At 37.5% G+C, this 16,652-nt stretch carries 23 protein-coding genes; 8 read left to right on the top strand and 15 right to left on the bottom strand.

The window, feature by feature from the left end; translation table 11 throughout:
* Nucleotides 1-333 precede the first annotated feature (333 nt).
* Nucleotides 334-891, bottom strand: coding sequence for a hypothetical protein (locus BBH88_RS10275; protein WP_065536828.1), 558 nt, complete (start codon nucleotides 889-891; stop codon nucleotides 334-336).
* Nucleotides 892-989: 98 nt separating this feature from the next.
* Entirely contained in the window at nucleotides 990-1,274 is a 285-nt protein-coding gene (locus tag BBH88_RS10270) for a hypothetical protein (protein ID WP_006831638.1), read from the bottom strand.
* Nucleotides 1,275-1,504: 230 nt separating this feature from the next.
* On the opposite strand from BBH88_RS10270, the gene BBH88_RS10265 reads away from it, so the two are divergent.
* Nucleotides 1,505-1,804, top strand: a complete 300-nt coding sequence (locus BBH88_RS10265; RefSeq protein WP_006830420.1) for a transposase — start codon at nucleotides 1,505-1,507, stop codon at nucleotides 1,802-1,804.
* Nucleotides 1,804-2,697 (top strand): IS3 family transposase, encoded by an 894-nt coding sequence (locus tag BBH88_RS10260; protein ID WP_154669152.1) that lies wholly within the window; start codon nucleotides 1,804-1,806, stop codon nucleotides 2,695-2,697. The genes BBH88_RS10265 and BBH88_RS10260 overlap by 1 nt, the downstream gene beginning before the upstream one ends.
* A 530-nt stretch (nucleotides 2,698-3,227) precedes the next feature.
* On the opposite strand, the gene BBH88_RS10255 is transcribed toward BBH88_RS10260, so the two are convergent.
* Genes BBH88_RS10255 through BBH88_RS10235 form a run of 5 tightly spaced genes read right to left on the bottom strand, consistent with a single transcriptional unit; the run spans nucleotide 3,228 to nucleotide 6,238 of the window.
* The gene (locus tag BBH88_RS10255) at nucleotides 3,228-3,644 is read right to left on the bottom strand and encodes a metalloprotease family protein (RefSeq protein WP_006828320.1); all 417 of its coding nucleotides are present in this window, start codon (nucleotides 3,642-3,644) and stop codon (nucleotides 3,228-3,230) included.
* On the bottom strand, nucleotides 3,634-3,909 hold the full coding sequence (locus BBH88_RS10250) for a hypothetical protein (protein WP_006828319.1): 276 nt from the start codon (nucleotides 3,907-3,909) through the stop codon (nucleotides 3,634-3,636). The genes BBH88_RS10255 and BBH88_RS10250 overlap by 11 nt, the downstream gene beginning before the upstream one ends.
* Nucleotides 3,906-5,282: a hypothetical protein gene (locus tag BBH88_RS10245; protein ID WP_006828318.1), complete on the bottom strand. Its 1,377-nt coding sequence runs from the start codon at nucleotides 5,280-5,282 to the stop codon at nucleotides 3,906-3,908. The genes BBH88_RS10250 and BBH88_RS10245 overlap by 4 nt, the downstream gene beginning before the upstream one ends.
* Complete coding sequence (locus tag BBH88_RS10240; protein ID WP_006828317.1) at nucleotides 5,239-5,955, bottom strand: ATP-binding cassette domain-containing protein; 717 nt, start codon at nucleotides 5,953-5,955, stop codon at nucleotides 5,239-5,241. Before BBH88_RS10240 ends, BBH88_RS10245 begins: the two co-directional genes overlap by 44 nt.
* A 55-nt stretch (nucleotides 5,956-6,010) precedes the next feature.
* Nucleotides 6,011-6,238 carry a hypothetical protein gene (locus BBH88_RS10235; protein ID WP_006828316.1) on the bottom strand — a complete coding sequence of 76 codons (228 nt, stop codon included), beginning with the start codon at nucleotides 6,236-6,238 and terminating at the stop codon, nucleotides 6,011-6,013.
* Between the two features lie 648 nt (nucleotides 6,239-6,886).
* Here BBH88_RS10235 and BBH88_RS10230 point away from each other — a divergent pair.
* Nucleotides 6,887-7,084 (top strand): hypothetical protein, encoded by a 198-nt coding sequence (locus BBH88_RS10230; protein WP_006828315.1) that lies wholly within the window; start codon nucleotides 6,887-6,889, stop codon nucleotides 7,082-7,084.
* Nucleotides 7,085-7,344: 260 nt separating this feature from the next.
* Here the strand turns inward: BBH88_RS10230 and istB are convergent, their stop codons facing one another.
* Nucleotides 7,345-8,097 (bottom strand): IS21-like element helper ATPase IstB, encoded by a 753-nt coding sequence (istB, locus tag BBH88_RS10225; protein ID WP_065536829.1) that lies wholly within the window; start codon nucleotides 8,095-8,097, stop codon nucleotides 7,345-7,347.
* Nucleotides 8,094-9,605, bottom strand: coding sequence for an IS21 family transposase (gene istA, locus BBH88_RS10220; protein WP_006828313.1), 1,512 nt, complete (start codon nucleotides 9,603-9,605; stop codon nucleotides 8,094-8,096). Before istA ends, istB begins: the two co-directional genes overlap by 4 nt.
* Nucleotides 9,606-9,752: 147 nt before the next feature.
* Here istA and BBH88_RS10215 point away from each other — a divergent pair, with 147 nt between their 5' ends.
* From BBH88_RS10215 to BBH88_RS10200, 4 genes are all read left to right on the top strand, one after another.
* Nucleotides 9,753-9,977 carry a hypothetical protein gene (locus BBH88_RS10215; protein WP_006828312.1) on the top strand — a complete coding sequence of 75 codons (225 nt, stop codon included), beginning with the start codon at nucleotides 9,753-9,755 and terminating at the stop codon, nucleotides 9,975-9,977.
* Between the two features lie 104 nt (nucleotides 9,978-10,081).
* Nucleotides 10,082-10,429, top strand: coding sequence for a hypothetical protein (locus BBH88_RS10210; RefSeq protein WP_065536830.1), 348 nt, complete (start codon nucleotides 10,082-10,084; stop codon nucleotides 10,427-10,429).
* A gap of 312 nt (nucleotides 10,430-10,741) precedes the next feature.
* A complete protein-coding gene (locus BBH88_RS10205) occupies nucleotides 10,742-11,650 on the top strand; it encodes a hypothetical protein (RefSeq protein ID WP_006828310.1) in 909 nt (302 codons plus the stop codon).
* A gap of 135 nt (nucleotides 11,651-11,785) precedes the next feature.
* Nucleotides 11,786-12,046, top strand: a complete 261-nt coding sequence (locus BBH88_RS10200; RefSeq protein WP_006828309.1) for a hypothetical protein — start codon at nucleotides 11,786-11,788, stop codon at nucleotides 12,044-12,046.
* Between the two features lie 590 nt (nucleotides 12,047-12,636).
* Here BBH88_RS10200 and nadS read toward each other — a convergent pair.
* Both nadS and BBH88_RS10190 read right to left on the bottom strand, forming a co-directional pair.
* Complete coding sequence (gene nadS / locus BBH88_RS10195; protein ID WP_006828308.1) at nucleotides 12,637-12,960, bottom strand: NadS family protein; 324 nt, start codon at nucleotides 12,958-12,960, stop codon at nucleotides 12,637-12,639.
* Complete coding sequence (locus tag BBH88_RS10190) at nucleotides 12,957-13,316, bottom strand: type II toxin-antitoxin system RelE/ParE family toxin (protein ID WP_006828307.1); 360 nt, start codon at nucleotides 13,314-13,316, stop codon at nucleotides 12,957-12,959. Before BBH88_RS10190 ends, nadS begins: the two co-directional genes overlap by 4 nt.
* Before the next feature lie 315 nt (nucleotides 13,317-13,631).
* Here BBH88_RS10190 and BBH88_RS18910 point away from each other — a divergent pair, with 315 nt between their 5' ends.
* Nucleotides 13,632-13,742: an IS3 family transposase gene (locus BBH88_RS18910; RefSeq protein ID WP_081487812.1), complete on the top strand. Its 111-nt coding sequence runs from the start codon at nucleotides 13,632-13,634 to the stop codon at nucleotides 13,740-13,742.
* A 58-nt stretch (nucleotides 13,743-13,800) separates the two neighbouring features.
* Here BBH88_RS18910 and BBH88_RS10185 read toward each other — a convergent pair whose 3' ends face one another.
* The 4 genes from BBH88_RS10185 to BBH88_RS10170 form a co-directional block, all read right to left on the bottom strand.
* The gene (locus BBH88_RS10185) at nucleotides 13,801-14,124 is read right to left on the bottom strand and encodes a ribonuclease E inhibitor RraB (RefSeq protein WP_006828306.1); all 324 of its coding nucleotides are present in this window, start codon (nucleotides 14,122-14,124) and stop codon (nucleotides 13,801-13,803) included.
* Between the two features lie 279 nt (nucleotides 14,125-14,403).
* Entirely contained in the window at nucleotides 14,404-14,751 is a 348-nt protein-coding gene (locus tag BBH88_RS10180; RefSeq protein ID WP_006828305.1) for a type II toxin-antitoxin system RelE family toxin, read from the bottom strand.
* Entirely contained in the window at nucleotides 14,752-15,111 is a 360-nt protein-coding gene (locus BBH88_RS10175) for a hypothetical protein (protein ID WP_006828304.1), read from the bottom strand.
* A gap of 423 nt (nucleotides 15,112-15,534) precedes the next feature.
* The gene (locus BBH88_RS10170; protein WP_238323301.1) at nucleotides 15,535-16,437 is read right to left on the bottom strand and encodes a hypothetical protein; all 903 of its coding nucleotides are present in this window, start codon (nucleotides 16,435-16,437) and stop codon (nucleotides 15,535-15,537) included.
* Between the last annotated feature and the right edge of the window lie 215 nt (nucleotides 16,438-16,652).

Genomic DNA, 16,652 nt, shown 5'->3' with positions numbered 1-16,652 from the left:
TAACCTATTGAAAAAAATCCAGTTATTTGTTATTTTAGCGTTATTTTGCGTTAGTTTTAAGCGTTATTGTGCATGTAAATTAGTAAACTTCAAAAAGATTACTTATATTTTTTTTGCAGTTGGATAAAGCTATCGATAACAGAGGATTATCGTTACTATTGTCAATTTTGCGTATGATACTTCGCTCTTTTTCACTTACTTGTCTGTATTTACACAATGAAACACGTCTTAACCTTAACCTTAAAACAAAGGGAAAAGCACAAACAAAAAAGAGTCGCTTTTGCCACCCTTTCTTCGTAAACAATCGTACTGATTTCAGTGGAACTACCTTTTTTATTCCATTTCAGTTGATTGATGAGAAGGACTTAAATACACATCCTTTATCCCTTTCTGAGTAAAAAAACGAACGGTATTTTCAGTAATCCATTTTTCTTTACCCAAACCTAAAACACCTTCTGGGTCGATAAACGAACCATCATAAACTATCACTTCAATTGATTGGTCATCAAGGTGCTTGCCAACAAAACCGTTTTTTGTCTTGTAAAAATTATAAAAATAAGTTGTTTCTCCTAGTGTTGCATGTCGGTATTCGATTACTAGTGATTGTTGGTTATCGGAAGTAACGGTTTCAATATAATTCCGATCCATCCACAAAACTATAAAACCATGGAACAATAGTATAGGTATACCAGTGAAAAGGATGACAGCTGTCCATACTTTAGAAAGTTTTGATTTAAAGATGATTACACTAATGATAAGAATGTTTAAAACCAAAGGGATTACATACCCTGTTGGTTTTAAAAAAAGTAGAACATAACCTGTATAATTCATGACGACAAGAATGATGTCCATGATTCCCAAAAATACGAGTAGCCATTTTTCCTTTGTCATAAGATTCCCCATTCCTACTGCTTTTAGCAATTTTTTTATAATCAGTTTTTAAACAATTGGACTTGTTTGTCGAAGGTTAACCTTTCTTAATCACGTAATCAGTTTTTGTTTTTTAGTTCTAAAAGTATAGGAGTTATACTTAATAAAATTGATAGTATTGTTAAAATCCATAACGCTGCTGCCATCGTAGGAACTACATCTAATAAAGCAGACCAATCTTCCGCATTTACCCAATTGGCCACCATACTGTAATCTGCAACAACCGTTAATGCTGTAAAAGATAATCCCATGGCCATTGCCAATTTATAATCTTTGCCTGCTGCATACATAAAAAGATTTATACAAGTTGCTGTTATTGCGATAAGTCCTAATATGAACCACATAGTCATACCTCCATTACACTGGAAATTATTATTAAGTAAGACAGAATGAGACAGCAATTAGTTTCATAATCACAACAATATAGCCGGTTTGTTTGAAATAACCTTTCGTAATCGTACAATTATTTGAACCAGCCTACTAATAAGCCACATAATGGGTTTAGACTTAAAAGTGGACACGACCAAACGGTTTTCGACATACTGAAACCACCAAGAAAAAGGACGTGTCAAACATGGGTAAACACAAAACGACCGAATACAAGGAATATATCGCCAAGCTCCATATCAAAGAAGGACGGAAAGCCACGGACCTGGCTTATGAAGTCGGCGTGAGTGCCACAACGGTGCGGCAATGGGCAAGAGAGTATCGGGAAAAGCAAGAGCGTTTAGCGAATCCAACGGGTGAGCCGCTGGTCACCTTCTCAGAGATGGAGAAGAAGCTGCGGGATACAGAAAACCGGCTGAAAGAGCGTGACGATGAAGTAGAAATCTTAAAAAAGGCCATGCATGTCTTCATGAAAAGCCGCACGTAATCTTTTCGTTCATCCAGGAGCATCGGAACGAATACGACGTGTTGATGATGTGTAATTTACTTGGCGTATCCAGAGGCGGCTACTATAAATGGCGGACTCAGCTGGTCGTAGCTACTCGGACTGAACGGCAGATTCTGCGGGAAGAACTTCTCCAAAAAATTGCTCAATCGTATCATGAGAGCTATGGCACCTATGGTAGCCCGCGCATTCTTGAAGATCTCAAGGCGCAGGGATATTCCATATGCGAACGAACCGTGGGTCGTTACATGAAAGAGCTAGGACTCTGTGCATTGCCAGTAAAACAATTCGTGACAACGACGGATTCCAACCATCACCAATTCGTTTACCCAAATCTTCTCGAGCGCCGTTTTAATGTCGACAAGCCCAATACGGTCTGGGTATCCGATATCACGTATATCTGGACGCTAGAGGGATGGTTGTATCTGGCGAGTGTAATGGATCTATTCTCGCGCAAGATTATCGGGTGGAGTCTGGATGTCACGATGAAGACCGAACTGCCACTTGGGGCGCTGCAAGAGGCGCTGCTCTTGCGAAATCCCACTGGTGAGCCAATCCATCACTCTGACCGCGGCTCTCAATACTGTTCCGATGAGTACATTAAGTGCTTGAAAAAAGCCGAATTCCAAATCAGCATGAGCCGCAAGGGAGATCCGTACGATAACGCCTGCATCGAATCGTTTCACGCCACCATTAAGAAAGAGCTGATTTACCGCCACCGGTTCCGAACACGGGAAGACGCTCGAAAGGCAATCGGCCATTACATCGATGACTTCTATAATTTGCGTAGACGGCACTCCACACTCGGTTATTTGTCACCCGAAAACTATGAAAAAAAATACGCATCCCTGATATCAGAACGATTGGTTTCGTGACAGTTTGACAGCCATGAGAAGCGGTTCGCTTTTGAACCGCTTCTCATGGCTGTCCGATCAAGCGGAGCGCGATAGGGTTTTTGAAGAAAAAGAACAGTTTTTCTGTGTCCACTTTCTTGACAGAAGACCACTACTGACGATTTTGTAATTCCCAAAATGTTTTTGGTCATTTTTGTTCTTTATTTGGTCTTGAAAATCAATAAATCGATAGAAGAATAGCATTCGGTGTTCTTAAAAATCTTTCTTTATGTCATTTTAGCTTTAATCTGGTTCTTTGCATTTTCCCCTTAAAGATTTAAGACATCTACAGATCACTCAAAATGTAAGAGGTATTTTCTGAAGTCCAATGGCATATTAGGAAAAGATAAAGAAGATGCTCTTGGTACAGCATCTTCTTTAATTTGATCAATGCTTCTGTAACTTCTTTTCGAAGTTGTAGCTTAAAAATTTCAACTGTAGTTTCTTGTCCTCAAAGACATTTAAATAAATAGCAATCTGTTGCTTCCTGTTTCTTCCTAATGGTTATCTACTCAATTTCGCTTTTTGGGAAGAGGCATTTTAGAGTGATCTGTTCTTCCTGTTCGCCTTTTTTTAAGCATGTTAAGAAGAGATAACAATATTACTTGGCCATCCGCTGTTAGGGGAAGGAAGTTAAAAATATTAGCCAAGCACATTATTTTGATCAACACGAGTATTCCGCTATCAGCTTCAATTAAAAGACCTACAGTAAAAAGGCCTAAAGGAGCAGAAGCTGAAATAATCAAATTTTGTATATCGGATTGATTGTTTTTGTAAGTAATAACTGGCGTAAAAAAATGTTCGAATTTGAGAGTAGGGACTCTACGAAACAATAGAGCGAACATCCAATGAATTGCTTCATGAAGAATAACAATACTGATGACAATAAAGACGTAACTAAAAAGAATGACAACTGTTTCAGTTGTCATAGCTTGTTAGACGCTTTTTTGAGTTGATGAGTAAGGCAAGCGAAACAAAAACAATCAAGAAGACAAGATACATGATTAAAGCTTGCCATGTGAGTGAGAAGTAAGTATTTAACTCTTCCTTAGTCATCACAGTTGTAATGCGTAATCCTGCAAGAGTCGTAACCACACTTGTTTCCGTTATTTTAAACAGTTCATAAATGTAATCGATTAAGAAAATAATCGCCCAGACTACTGTGCCGATTCCAATGTACTTTGTGATTTTCATTTTGCCACCTCATATTCTTTCTTTAAGATTACGTAGAGAACACCCAGAAGTATAAGAAGAGAAGGGTATAAAGCTCCTTTAACGCCGATGAGTGCAGATAATATTATGATAATAACGAATGTTAATACGGATGCGATGGTCTCATTGATATTACTTTGCGACTTGGGAAATAAAAAGCCTGCAATTGTTGCGACAAAGAAGATATTGATGCCATACATATAAGGGTCAAGATTTTGCGTCTCTATGATTCCTACATATAGAGCAGGGGACATCAAGAGGATGGAGACCCCAAGTAAGGAAGCAAGTTCTGTCAATGGACTGATTTTGTAGATGGTGAATAGCTTGCGAATGGAAATCGTAGCATCTGCATAGGTAATCGTTACGATTCCAAGAACTGGTAATGAAAATAGCCACAATTGGAATGTACTGTCCAGCCCGTTCTGAACGAATGAACCAATCGAGATAACAATCAACAATGCCCAAAAGTAGAGGAAATTTTTACTCCGCACAATGGCAGGCATTGTGGTCGCTAGTCCAATATTTATTGCCGGCAATCCAAGTTTGAAGTAATCTGATTGGACGTATATATTGTCTTTAGCAAAAAATTTAGCATTTAATAGATAAACAATTGTTCCAATCATTAGACTAGTGAAGAGAACGATAAATGTCATTTGAAGAATAGATTCTTCTTGTACACTAGTCCAAGCATCTATCTTAAAACGGGTAATTAACAAATGAACCGTAACGAATACAATAATCAAAAAATCAAGCGAAAAAGTGAACAAAAGTCTTTTCGTACCCGCAGTATCTTTTAAGACGAAAGCGTATATCAATTCTAATATAAAAAAACTAGCAATGAACAGCGTATGAAGCGTTATAAGTACAAGGCCTGCGGTAAAGATATTCATCGATATGAGTTTGAGGGCTGGTGCAACAATGATAATTAACAATTCAAAGAAGGCTAAAGCAACACTTAACTTGAATATCATTTGGCTGACACTGACTTCTTTTTCAGAGAATGGAAGCGTTTTGGCGAAAAATAAGGAATTCTTATTTAAGCTCACTGTTGAATTAACTAATATAAACAAAAAGGCACTTAAGATTAAGACAATATTGAAATAGCTACTCAATGTCATTTTTGCTGCAATCATGAGATTCGTGCTATGTACGTCTTGAATATTCTTGCTTAAAGTGGCGAGTTGGATCATGTTTAAGTAAAAATAACCCAGATAAAGAAGGGTTAGAATTAGAATTAATCCATAACGATTAACTTTGCTCTTAAAGAATGGGCGGTTAAACATCCCGTGAAACGTATCATTATAAAAAAATTTAAGAATGCATAAAATGTTTTTGAATTTCAATGAGTTTGTCATGTAAGACGCCCTCCTGCTTAATGAATTTAGTTAGTTCATCTGGAGATCCTGTAAAGGAAGTGAGTGTGCCTTTGCGCATGAGGCGAACATCCTCGGGAAAACGATCAATGGTGTTACGTTCATGCGAGACGATGATGATTTTTTTCTTGTTGCTAATCGCATCGAAAATTTCTTGAACGAGAATCACGGTATCAAAATCTAGTCCACCTAAGATTTCATCTGCAATTATATAATCAGTATTGGCAGCAATTGCAACTGCAATTTGGATTTTCTTTTTCATTCCAAAAGAATAGGACTCAATCGTTTTGTTTTGACTTTGGGTCATATCTAAAAGATTTAATAATTTGGGTAATTGATTATAATTGCTTGTATCGTATCGGCTTAAAACAAAATGAGCATATTCTTTCCCGGTCATGTAACCTGGTAAATAAAAATCAGATGGGAGATAAAAAATTTTTGATTTATATTCACGACTACCTGGATTTAATTCATCCAGCACAATCTGACCCGAGTCTGGTTGAAGCAGGTTCGTAATCATATTCAACAAAGTGGTTTTACCACTCCCATTAGTTCCAACAATGACAGTGATTCCTGTTTGAGAGAAGTTTGTACTTAGATTATCGATAATAACTTGTTGTTTAAATTTTTTCGATAAGTTTTTAATCTCTAACATGATAATCCTCTCCTAATTAAAAAGGGGCCCTAAGAACCCCCTTCCCCTATATAAGTTAAGTGGCTTTACAGCCAATTCCCATTTGCCAAATCTTTGGCCAGTTAAGCTTAACATTTCCATTAAAACTATAACCACGACTTGTACAATAAAAAGCATACGCAAATAGACCAACAAGGACAAGAAGAGCAAAGACCATCCAGAACCATTTGTTTTCAATCACACCTGAAAATTTTTCTTCAAGAGAAAACTGATAAGATAGAACCATTGTAGAGACTGCAGACATTGTAAAGACCTCCTTCCTGGTAAAAGTGAAGAAGAAATAATTCCTAAAGACTATGGCCATAGTAAATAAAGGGGAAAATTTACTTCTTTCACATCACCTTACAGTAGTTTGGGCCCGCTATAAATAGGGGTTTAATACCATTTTTTCTATTGTTAAAATATATTATTAATTATAAATTTCTCAATTGGGCCTTTTTACTTTTTATTCTATTAATACCTTTAAAAAAGTATCTTTTAGCTTAAGAAAGCATAAAATAAAGCTGTTTTTAACTCAATAAAGCTAAATTTAAGTGGTGGGGATATGCGAATTCTAATTAGCTGACTTATAAAAGCAATGAATTTTAAAGTTCATCAACTCTGGGAACGGGAAGGCATGGTAAGTAATAAAAACTCTAAGCAGAATTATCACCGGGGATGTACCTAAGACCAGATGAAACAGATTGTTTTAATTACGCAGCTTATCCATGAATAGCGAGTGAATGAGATTAAACGAAAGAATTTTGAAGAAGTCGAACTAAGTGGCTAGAAACGATTTGGAGGAGAATTGAAACTGCTGGATACGGAGCTGATAGTTGCTTGGCAATTTCTTAACCAGCTTGTTGAATTGCTCATATAGAAGAATCCAAAAATCAATGACCTGTAGCGACTCATGAAACAGCAGCCGAAACCTCAATTGCCGAACCCTCTAGACTATGCTGACGTCCTTAGGGACATGAAAAACGAATTGAAAAAGAGTCAGGAACGGGAAGAACAGCTTGTGGCCATCGTCCAGCAGCTGCAGAGCGATCTGGACGAATTGAAAAATGCCCCGGCAAAATACAAGTGGAAATTTGGGGGCAAAGACTAGGATTTGAATGTAACTTAAGTGCAGTTAAGTTACATTCAAAAGAATTATCTTATAAAAGACAATACATACTTGAAGAAACTAGGAGGGAATTCAGATGAACAACAAAAAACTGGCAGAATTTACTTTGCTAGATATTATTGAAAGGCAAATCCACTTCACTAAAACAAATACTATATTCGATAGAAAAGACTTTGAAACTTATGTAAACGTCAAGCCAAAAGTTGACCAGGTCGCTCATATAAAAGTTGACCACCCTCTACTTAGATCGACCTGGACTCCAAGGTCTCTCGTAAACGATAACTCTCCCCGTTCATATCGAGGATATGCGCTTTGTGCGTGAGTCGATCCAACAAGACGGCGGTCATCTGATCATCGTGGAAGACTTCGTTCCATTTGTTGAATTCCCGGTTGCTGGTGATGATCATGCTGCCTTTTTCGTAACGGCTGGAGAAAAATTGAAACATCAATTCGGCGGCTCTTTTATGGTACGGAATATACCCCAATTCATCGACCAAAACCAAATCGGCTGCTAACCATTTCTTTTCAAGTTGGAGAAGCTTTTTTTCGTCTTGTGCTTCCATGATTTCGTTGGCTAGCCCGGCTGCGGTATAATACCTGACCTTATAGCCTTTTTCAATCGCGATCTGCGCCAATCCAATCATGATGTGGGTTTTGCCGGTCCCCGAATTCCCGATCATGAGGACGTTGCGTTTATCGTAAATATAATTGCCTTCGGCAATTTCCAATACTTTTCTTTTGGGTACATGGGGCGCACGCTCAAAATAGAAATCGGCTAAGGTCTTTTCGACGGGGAACCTGGCTTGCTTGCGCGCCAGTTCCTTCCGTTTGATTTCCCTTTCCGCTACCTCCAGTTGAAGAAGGTGGTACAGAAAGGATTCATAGGTCATCTGTTGTTCGTTGGCTTCCCGGAGATAGACATCCAGTTGCGCTCGGATGGCCGGGAGGCGCAACCGTTTTAAGTAATCTTCCAGCTGGAAATGATGCTCATTCAATGATAGATACCGCCCTTCAATAATTCATTGTAGTCTCCGAGTGCAGGAGGTTTTACGCGAATGCTTTCCGTGACTTCGTACATCATCGGCAAGGGGTTCGCAAGTGCCGGATGCAAGGTTTGATAGAGAAATTGTTTGACCGCATCGCACGTGAATAACTGTTTCTCCACACTTTGGCGGACGGCGTTCTCGACTGCCGAAGCTGGATAATCCCGATGCAGCTTCAACACACGAATCAGTTCTTTTCCATGACCATACCGCAGGTTGGTTTCCCGGTAAAACGACTGATAAGAGGCGGGCAGTGTGTTCTTTTTCAACGGGCGTGCGAAAGGGATGGCACGTGGCTTTCTCTCCAGTTCATCCAGGTAATGGTCAATGTCCAACAATTCTCCGCGCTGTGTGTAGAGACGCTCGTGTTCCGCAATCGTTTCTCCGTCGATTTTGATGATGATTTTATCGACGTACGCATACAGAAAAGCATCCTTCCTGCCGGAATAACGGGTCGGGACGGAATACCGGTTGGTCTCGAAATTCACCAATGCCAGCGTGTTAATGTTTACCCCAACACGGCGCGCACAGTCAAATCGACTGAGAATCGGCAGGAGAAGTGCTTTTTCCTCCGTGAACCGTTGGTGCACTAAATCAGCTGAATTCGGTACTTTATGTAGGTCGTAACGATCGCAACACATTTTTAGGTGATCATTCAGCTCTTCCAAACTGGTTACTTTGGGGACAGGCACTAGAAATTGCGCTCTCGCTGTTTGTACCAGCTTCTCCACCTGCCCCTTTTCATTTCCTTTTGCCGGTGCACAAAATTGGGCATCGAACAAAAAGGCCGAACGAAATGCGATGAACGCTTCTTGCTCTTCCCGCTTCGTCCCTTCCAACACTTTTTTGACCGCCGTCTTCATATTGTCATACACAATCGTCTTCGGCACACCACCGAAATAATTGAACGCATCAAGGTGCCCCTGGAATAACGCTTCCTGACGCTGGTGGGGAAATACTTTCACAAAGATTTTCCGGCTATACAAAAGCCGTATGCAAAAGAGCATGCATTTGATCTCGCTGCCATTCAATTCGATGATGACTTCTCCCCAATCGAATTGGGCGAATTCACCGGCTTGAAATTCCAACGGAATGGAAGAGGGTGGCGCCAGTAAATCCCACTCCTGCTTGACCTGCCGAACAAAATGGCGGACCGTCGATTCACCACCGGTGAATTGGTATTCGTTCACAAGGCGGCGATAGATTTGTGCAGCCGAGTGGCGCTGCTTCAAAGGGGCTGTTTGGTCTTCCTGCATCCACTGAAAAATCAACGGTTTGACGGCGTCGATCGCCGGCCTTTTGATGGGTGCGGTTCGGGTATAGCGAGGAATCTCGTTCTGTTCCAATGCTTTCCGAATCGTCTGTCGTGAGTACCCCAAGTCTTTTGATAACTGCCGGATTGATCTTTTTTCCACATAATGAAGTTTTCTGATAAGCTCAATATTAGCCATCTTTATCATTCCTTTTCCTCCCATATCATGCTTGTTCTAGACAAACATAATGATACGGGATATATGATAAAGGTGGTCAACTTTTTGGTGAGCGAAACCCCTTCAAGTGGTCAACTTTTATATTAGCGTTTACAAACTTACAACGAAGGATCATTGTTGGCTTTGAACGAGATGTCGACAGATGTTAAGGAAATGGCTGAAGATGAATTTACAAATAAGTATCTCAATGTTATACGGAAACTGGCTGATCAATTTGAAAAATTTGAAGAAGAGGAATTTAATGATGAAGGAGAAGTCGATAAACTGTCAGGTTATAACAATGCCATTATATCTATCATGATGTGCATTAACCCTCAATTTCAATATCCTTCAGAAGATTAAGTTCATAATTATTTAAATTCAAGCTTCTGAATGTAACATAATGTGAATTAAGTTACATTCACATTTGCTATTAACCGTAGTTTATAAATTAAGGCAGGTGCGATATGGCGTCTTATTATTATTTGGCTTCAGAGCAGAACATGACAGATGGAACAGGCTCTCTTGATTTTGTAGAGATGGATCCAATGAATGTTCCAGGCTTCGATTATCCAATCCAAAGAGAAATTTTTAATGGTATAGAAAAGGCCTGGCAGATGCGAGAATTACACCAATATATTTCAAATCAGATGACACGTCATGCAAATTGCGTAATTCAGATAGCCCACTTACTCAATTCGAATCTGGTCGAGCTTAAAGTGCAGGAAAAAAACCTGTTACTGTTTTCCGAGTTGACGGATCCTAGACAACTTTTGCTAAATGAAGGCCAATTATTGACCATCAAAAAAGAATAGAAGGGTTTTGAATGTAACTTATTAGCAAGTAAGTTACATTCAGATTCCCAATTTATAAAGCTTACAAAAGGAATAATTTAAATGCTTATTGAGTAAAAGATAACGTCAAAAAGAAAGTTAGGATGATATCCTAACTTTCTTTTTCATTTTAGTTAAATTGTAATTATTTGATAAATAAAACATATTTTTCAACTAAATTTTAAAAATACATAATTTTCTAAAAAATAGTATATATATTCCATAATTGTATTGTTACAATTTCATTACATCGAGAGACACTTCATTGAAAAAAAGGAGAATGGAGATGTTAAAATGAGTAAGGTTAAAAGTTTTTTTGTTAAAGGGTTTTTAGTAGCCATCATTTTGGTAATGATGGGAGGACAAGCTTATGCCGGCGGAACAAAACAAGTACGTGTTGTTCCTTTAGGGACGTCGGGTGCTGGCGGAACAAGTTATATTGGTCAAGATATTGCAAGTGGGCCTTACTTTGCATCTTGCGGAAGTGTAAAATACAATCTTCAGCATAACGTCAATTATGGAGCTTACAAATCAACTAGTTTTAAATTTAATTCTACAGGATACACTGTTCGCAGTTTATCTGGCTCCCTCAAAGGTGGAGTAGGATTTATTGGTAACTATGAAACTACCGCTTACAATAAGTACAATTACAACTATAACGGCGTTCGTTTATACAAAGGTAGTACAGCAAAATATACTTGGAACTATACGATGCCATTAGGTTCTAAAAATAGAAATGCTCACTACGACGTTACAACAACATCCGGATTTTCTAATCCACCAATACTTTGCAATAATGAACTTAACATTGTAATGGATGTAGGAGGACGTTCTTCATTGGCACTAAAACAAAATGAAGTTCCTGCTAGTTTTAAAGAAAATAGCGAAAAAATATCCGATGCTTTAGGAGACGGATATAAAGTAGATGAAAAAGCTTTTACAAGTAATGCTATGTTAAGTAACTTCCATGATGAAAATGAAAATATTGCTTTAACACAACAAACCGATAATGCGATAGAAGTGGTCGGTGTTGAAGATTACGAATTAATTACATCTAATGAAATGGTATATGAAGTCGGAGAATTTTATAATGCTGCAGATGTAAAGGTAAATGTAGTAAGGTTCGAGAAAAATAATGTATTTATGTCACTAGTATCAGAACAAGACGTCGAATCTATTTTAGAATTTGCTGAGAGTTTATAAGGTTTAAATTAACAAATATTTCTGTTAAATAAAAAACACTGCTAAACGCAGTGTTTTTTATTTAACTTGGAGAGGATATCAAAGTAGATCGAAAATTCGTATATAATATAAATTATTAGAGGAGGTGACTTGTTAATGAAAAAAATGTTTATCTCTTTACTAGGTGGATTAATACTGGGTATCATTTCATCTTTTATATTTATGGACTACCAAAAAATAAGTTATGAAGTAATAGGATTAGGTGGTGTTGATGAGAGGACTATAAAAGATATCGATTTTGAGTTTGCATTCAATGCTTCTTTATTAGTTATCGGATTCACTATTTTAATATTTGTAATTTGGACCTATATAGACAAGAAAAAAGATGAAAAATTTTATAAAAATTATAACAAGTAAAGATACTTTAGAATATTAAGTTGCTTTTGTCTTTAAATAGTCCTGTCTAAAAGAAGGTATCAATTCCTCTGAATCTTTATATTGCGATCCACAGGAAAAAGCTAATAATTACTTTGCCTACTTTAAACTTTTAAAAATAGGCAAAGTAATTACATATCCAACAAAAAATATAGTTTCTCACTTGCTGGCTCATTAAAAATAAATGAGTCTTTTTTTACTGTTTTGAATGTAACTTAATGGTAATTAAGTTACATTCAAAACCCCGGTTCCAATGACTTAACGAGAAAACTGAGCGAAACTGAACTTTTCAGAAAAAATGATGCATTTAAATCGTTGATTCTACTAGTCTCGCTTTTCTTTGCATTTATACGTCTGCTATCTATTACTTTAGCACAAACGTAAAAATACTCGGTTTACAGGTGGATTCGTTCTGGATGGGTCGAGTGATTTGAGAAAGAAGAGTACTGAAACCTTATGAATAAGAGATAGATCATTCCATAGCCCTTATACAATATAAAGAAAAGACTGACAGGTTTTAGCGAACCTGCCAGTCTTTTTCTACTAAATTAATTGAATCAATGACAGTTGGGTTAGACAGAGACGATTTGCTGTTCTTCTGCTACGTGCGGTCGATTACTTAAGATTTCTAGTAATCGTCGGGCTGCACCGCTAGGTTGGTTGGTGCCATGTTCCCAAGATTCGATCGTTTTGACAGAGACCCCGATAAGAGCAGCAAATGACTTTTGAGTTAAATTCATCTGCAAACGCAGACTTTTGATGTCTTGTGCAGAAAAAGTTGCCAATTCCTTAATCGCTACGGTTTTTGTTCTTGCCTTTGATTGGTTGCCTTCAGCATATTCAATGGCTTGGCCTAAACTGGATTTCAGGTCATCAAAAAATTGATTTTCATTCATTTTCCATCCATCCTTTCGAAAGTATACGAGCTTTTCAGCTGATCTACCAATTGCTTTAGTATCTTTTTTTGATTTGGTTTTAACGTTGCTTCTTGGTTCTTTGCATAAATTAGAAGCAGAATCGTATGGGAAGACGTTTGGATATCCAAGTAGATGATTCGATAAGAACCACTTTTTCCTTGGTTCTCACTTTCGGGAGAAAAACGCATTTTCCGTAAACCACCTGTACCGGTGATGACAGCTCCTTGACCTGGATCCATCAACAATTGAAGTTCCAGTTCACGCTGTTCAGCAGCCAGTCCGTTTTGTTTCCATTGTTGATCAAAATTCTTTACGTATACAAATGTTCTTTTCATAACGACCTCATTGTCTAGTGACATATTCTAGATTTATTATACCCTATTGAATAGGGTTTTTCAAATTAATGGCCAACGGATAGTTAGATACCATTTATAGAGAAGAATAATAAAATCACTACTGTGGTCCACATTATTAAGAGGCGTGATAGGTTCTAATCGATCTAGGATTCAATTCTCTATTCGAAATATCTATCTCTGATCCTGCTTTTCCATTCTTTGGGGAAGGTGGCTTCTGCATTTACGTCTGTATTTTCTTCAATAACGGGACACATCCGCTCCGCTATACGATGCAATTTATAAAGACAATAGAGGATTGTCATTACTGATGTCATTTTCTACTACAACAACGAGCGCATCAAACAAAAATTGGCCGGTATGAGCCCAGTGAAATACCGAACTCATGCCAACCAATTAGCTGCATAAACTAAAACTCTAGCTTTAAGGGCCCACTCCTATCCAACCATTCTTTCTAAACGTTCGTTTAGTTAACCATGAGTCCCCATCCCTCTGTGTATGCATCATGGGGTTTACTTAATTCGTCAAGTCGTTTTTGTATGTCAATTATCTCTTTGTAATTTAAAAGCATCGTTATAAAACAATAACAAGTCCATTCTTCAGTTTCCTCATCTTGTTCTAATTCACAATTAAATCCTTCACTTCTTAAAGTTTCTAAAACAGCTTTACCGTTCTTTTTATCTGGAACTGCAACCACAAAATCAACATTTTGTGGTTCTTTAAAATCAACGCCTTGTTTATATAACATTTTTAATACTTGTCCATCTTCATCGTTAGGAAATACTGTCATGTTGTCGTCTCCTTCAAATCTTGAGTAGCGAATTAGTTCTTGTTGATATTTTATCACTTTTTCGCTATTACATGTAATAGCGAAAAATATAACTGAACTGTTCATTTCTATTTGGAATTCAAATAGACTAGCCGTCGTGTTAAGACAACAGAGGATTGTCTTTACTATTCCTCTATTATTTTGCAGAGTAAATATTATGTCTACACTTTCTACTATGAAGCCTTACTGTTGAAAGTATGATCAAAAAAAACCTCCTTACTGGAGGTCTCTTAAGATTATTTAGTCTTCTAGGTTTTTTAAGAAATCTGCAAGCCGGTTAGAAGCATCTTTAAATGCTTTATCTTCGTCTCTATCTCCTATACCAAGAATCATGACGATTTCTAACTCGTCCTCTGTTCTACCTGTAATTCGATAAATAACTCGAATGCCACTGCCTTTAAACTTCAATTCCTTACAACCATGCAATTTCATATTTCGCTTGTTTTCAAGTTCTTTTCCAAGTGTATCAGCCCGTGTTCGTAGCTTTGCTAATCCCTTATTCACATGTCCTTTTACGCTGCCATCTAGCTTATCATATTCCCTTTGAGCCTTCTTATCGAACCGAATCTTAAACCGATCTTGGCTCATTTATTCGAATAACTCGTCATCTGCAATTTCATCGGGATCACTAGACATGATTTGAGCATAACTAACTTCCCCTACAGCTTCGCGTAGTGAGATAGAGTCTTCGGGATGGGCATCAGCGTAATCAGCACGACGGGCGATTTCGTCCATATAAAATAATTCGCGGTAAGTTTCAAGCTCTTGATACATTTTGAGGTAGTGTGCGTAATCTAACACAACACTGTCGAGCTTGTTGTTGGCCAAAATATATTGGGGTGAATTTTTTGCAGCAGCTCGTACTTTGCCGAACGTTTTAGAAGCAACTCCAGCTGCTGTGATTTGTTCATCGCTGAACTTAGGTCTTTCTGGAATATGAATACTCATCGTGATCAACTCCTATTGTTTCATTTAAATAAAGTATACTATAGAAAATTATTCGAGTACAGAAAAAAGTCTGTAGTATCATACGTATTTTCGTACGTACTATATTTTGTCATTCTTTTTTACAGCTCTTATTTTTAATTTTTTTAGGGATAGTCATAACTAGTATCAATTAGTTATGGAAACAGAGGATTGTCTATACTTAATTAATGTGTTGGATATGAAACCAACTTATAATTGAATGAGTTTTTTGGGGGAGTGAAGTTTATAACAGCTTGAGGTTTTTAATATTTCATTTCAAATATCGTAAATAAAGTAAAATCAAAAAACAGCCTTCAGATACTTAAAGGCTGTCTAACTAGTATTATGTGAAATTGAGATATAGAGGGAAAGAGTAGACATAAGAAATAAGGTCTTGCATTTTTTCTAGTAATTAGAGAGATAATATTCAAGTAGGTTCTCATAGGTGATTCCAAACTCATTCATATCTCGTCTTAGCCTATCAAATTCTTCAGCGGTTAATTCATGAACCTCATAACCTTGCGCTCGCAATTCTTCTGCTGAAGACAACTCTTCTGGGATCTTCATTCCTGTTTCACCCGAGTATAATACCCCATCAACGAACATGGCCTGGTCAGGAGAGGGCTCAGTTATTTCTGTAGCGTTCTCTGTCTCAAAGCTATTAGACGTTTCTTCAGCCAGCGCTTTCATTATATTAAATGAGGCTAAATCAAATTTATCAGCATCAGTATTCGCTGCTGATGCATCATAAAGATCTGGATTATTTTCATAATCAGCCATTAACTCATCGATGGTAACACTAACTTGAGGAGGATCAGTTGCCTCATATCCAGAAATGCCCATATTGATTACACCATACACTGGATTAAACGTATCACCTTGTCGTTCAATCATATAGACAGGATGCCCAATCCCAGCGCCGGAATGAACTTGTATGAAGGTGAAATTCTCTTCCAGTCCATATAAGATAAACCACATACCTTCACTGATACCTTGCGGTTCTCCGCGCTCATCATAATATGGCGTTAGTAAAGCTACTTGAGTATCCATTGGCAATGATTCGAATTTTTCACTATTTGACTCTTTGTTCTGAAGAGAGGATTCAGATATAACTTCTACTTCATCATTTGTTGAATCTTCCTCAATTACCTCAGTTTCTTCAGCTTTATTTACTTTTTCCAATTCTTTTTGAACTTCTTCTCGATAGATAGTTTCGAGCTCTTCTTTTGTTAGTTCATTGCTTTCTTGGTTACATCCCATTAAAAATAATATACTAAAAAAAATAACCAACTTAAGAATATGTATCACCACCTGCCACCCCTTTCATACACAATATTAACCATTACAATAGTACCGTGATTCAGGTGAATGATTTGAAAGGATTAAAGAAGGTAGAATATTAGCTGTAACGTCTAAATTTTTTTCTAAAGTAGTTAATGGGTCTATGATTCTCGAAGAGTTAAGAAATTAGAGGATTGTCTTAAGACATTCCTCTGTTTTCATTGCTAGTGCTTGGCAATCAG

Source organism: Planococcus antarcticus DSM 14505, assembly GCF_001687565.2.
Taxonomy (GTDB): Bacteria; Bacillota; Bacilli; order Bacillales_A; family Planococcaceae; genus Planococcus; species Planococcus antarcticus.
This window is presented reverse-complemented; position numbering and strand designations above follow the sequence as displayed.

What these genes read in the sequence shown, in the direction of transcription:
- BBH88_RS10180 (WP_006828305.1), bottom strand. Translation starts at nt 14,751, where the DNA reads ATGAGCCAAGATCGGTTTAAGATTCGGTTCGATAAGAAGGCTCAAAGG.
- BBH88_RS10210 (WP_065536830.1), top strand. Translation starts at nt 10,082, where the DNA reads ATGGCGTCTTATTATTATTTGGCTTCAGAGCAGAACATGACAGATGGA.
- BBH88_RS10240 (WP_006828317.1), bottom strand. Translation starts at nt 5,955, where the DNA reads ATGTTAGAGATTAAAAACTTATCGAAAAAATTTAAACAACAAGTTATT.
- nadS (WP_006828308.1), bottom strand. Translation starts at nt 12,960, where the DNA reads ATGAATGAAAATCAATTTTTTGATGACCTGAAATCCAGTTTAGGCCAA.
- BBH88_RS10270 (WP_006831638.1), bottom strand. Translation starts at nt 1,274, where the DNA reads ATGTGGTTCATATTAGGACTTATCGCAATAACAGCAACTTGTATAAAT.
- BBH88_RS10185 (WP_006828306.1), bottom strand. Translation starts at nt 14,124, where the DNA reads ATGACAGTATTTCCTAACGATGAAGATGGACAAGTATTAAAAATGTTA.
- BBH88_RS10265 (WP_006830420.1), top strand. Translation starts at nt 1,505, where the DNA reads ATGGGTAAACACAAAACGACCGAATACAAGGAATATATCGCCAAGCTC.
- BBH88_RS10175 (WP_006828304.1), bottom strand. Translation starts at nt 15,111, where the DNA reads ATGAGTATTCATATTCCAGAAAGACCTAAGTTCAGCGATGAACAAATC.
- BBH88_RS10245 (WP_006828318.1), bottom strand. Translation starts at nt 5,282, where the DNA reads ATGACAAACTCATTGAAATTCAAAAACATTTTATGCATTCTTAAATTT.
- BBH88_RS10205 (WP_006828310.1), top strand. Translation starts at nt 10,742, where the DNA reads ATGAGTAAGGTTAAAAGTTTTTTTGTTAAAGGGTTTTTAGTAGCCATC.
- BBH88_RS10190 (WP_006828307.1), bottom strand. Translation starts at nt 13,316, where the DNA reads ATGAAAAGAACATTTGTATACGTAAAGAATTTTGATCAACAATGGAAA.
- BBH88_RS10250 (WP_006828319.1), bottom strand. Translation starts at nt 3,909, where the DNA reads ATGAAAATCACAAAGTACATTGGAATCGGCACAGTAGTCTGGGCGATT.
- BBH88_RS10230 (WP_006828315.1), top strand. Translation starts at nt 6,887, where the DNA reads ATGAAACAGCAGCCGAAACCTCAATTGCCGAACCCTCTAGACTATGCT.
- BBH88_RS10200 (WP_006828309.1), top strand. Translation starts at nt 11,786, where the DNA reads ATGAAAAAAATGTTTATCTCTTTACTAGGTGGATTAATACTGGGTATC.
- istA (WP_006828313.1), bottom strand. Translation starts at nt 9,605, where the DNA reads ATGATAAAGATGGCTAATATTGAGCTTATCAGAAAACTTCATTATGTG.
- BBH88_RS10235 (WP_006828316.1), bottom strand. Translation starts at nt 6,238, where the DNA reads ATGTCTGCAGTCTCTACAATGGTTCTATCTTATCAGTTTTCTCTTGAA.
- BBH88_RS10255 (WP_006828320.1), bottom strand. Translation starts at nt 3,644, where the DNA reads ATGACAACTGAAACAGTTGTCATTCTTTTTAGTTACGTCTTTATTGTC.
- BBH88_RS10275 (WP_065536828.1), bottom strand. Translation starts at nt 891, where the DNA reads ATGACAAAGGAAAAATGGCTACTCGTATTTTTGGGAATCATGGACATC.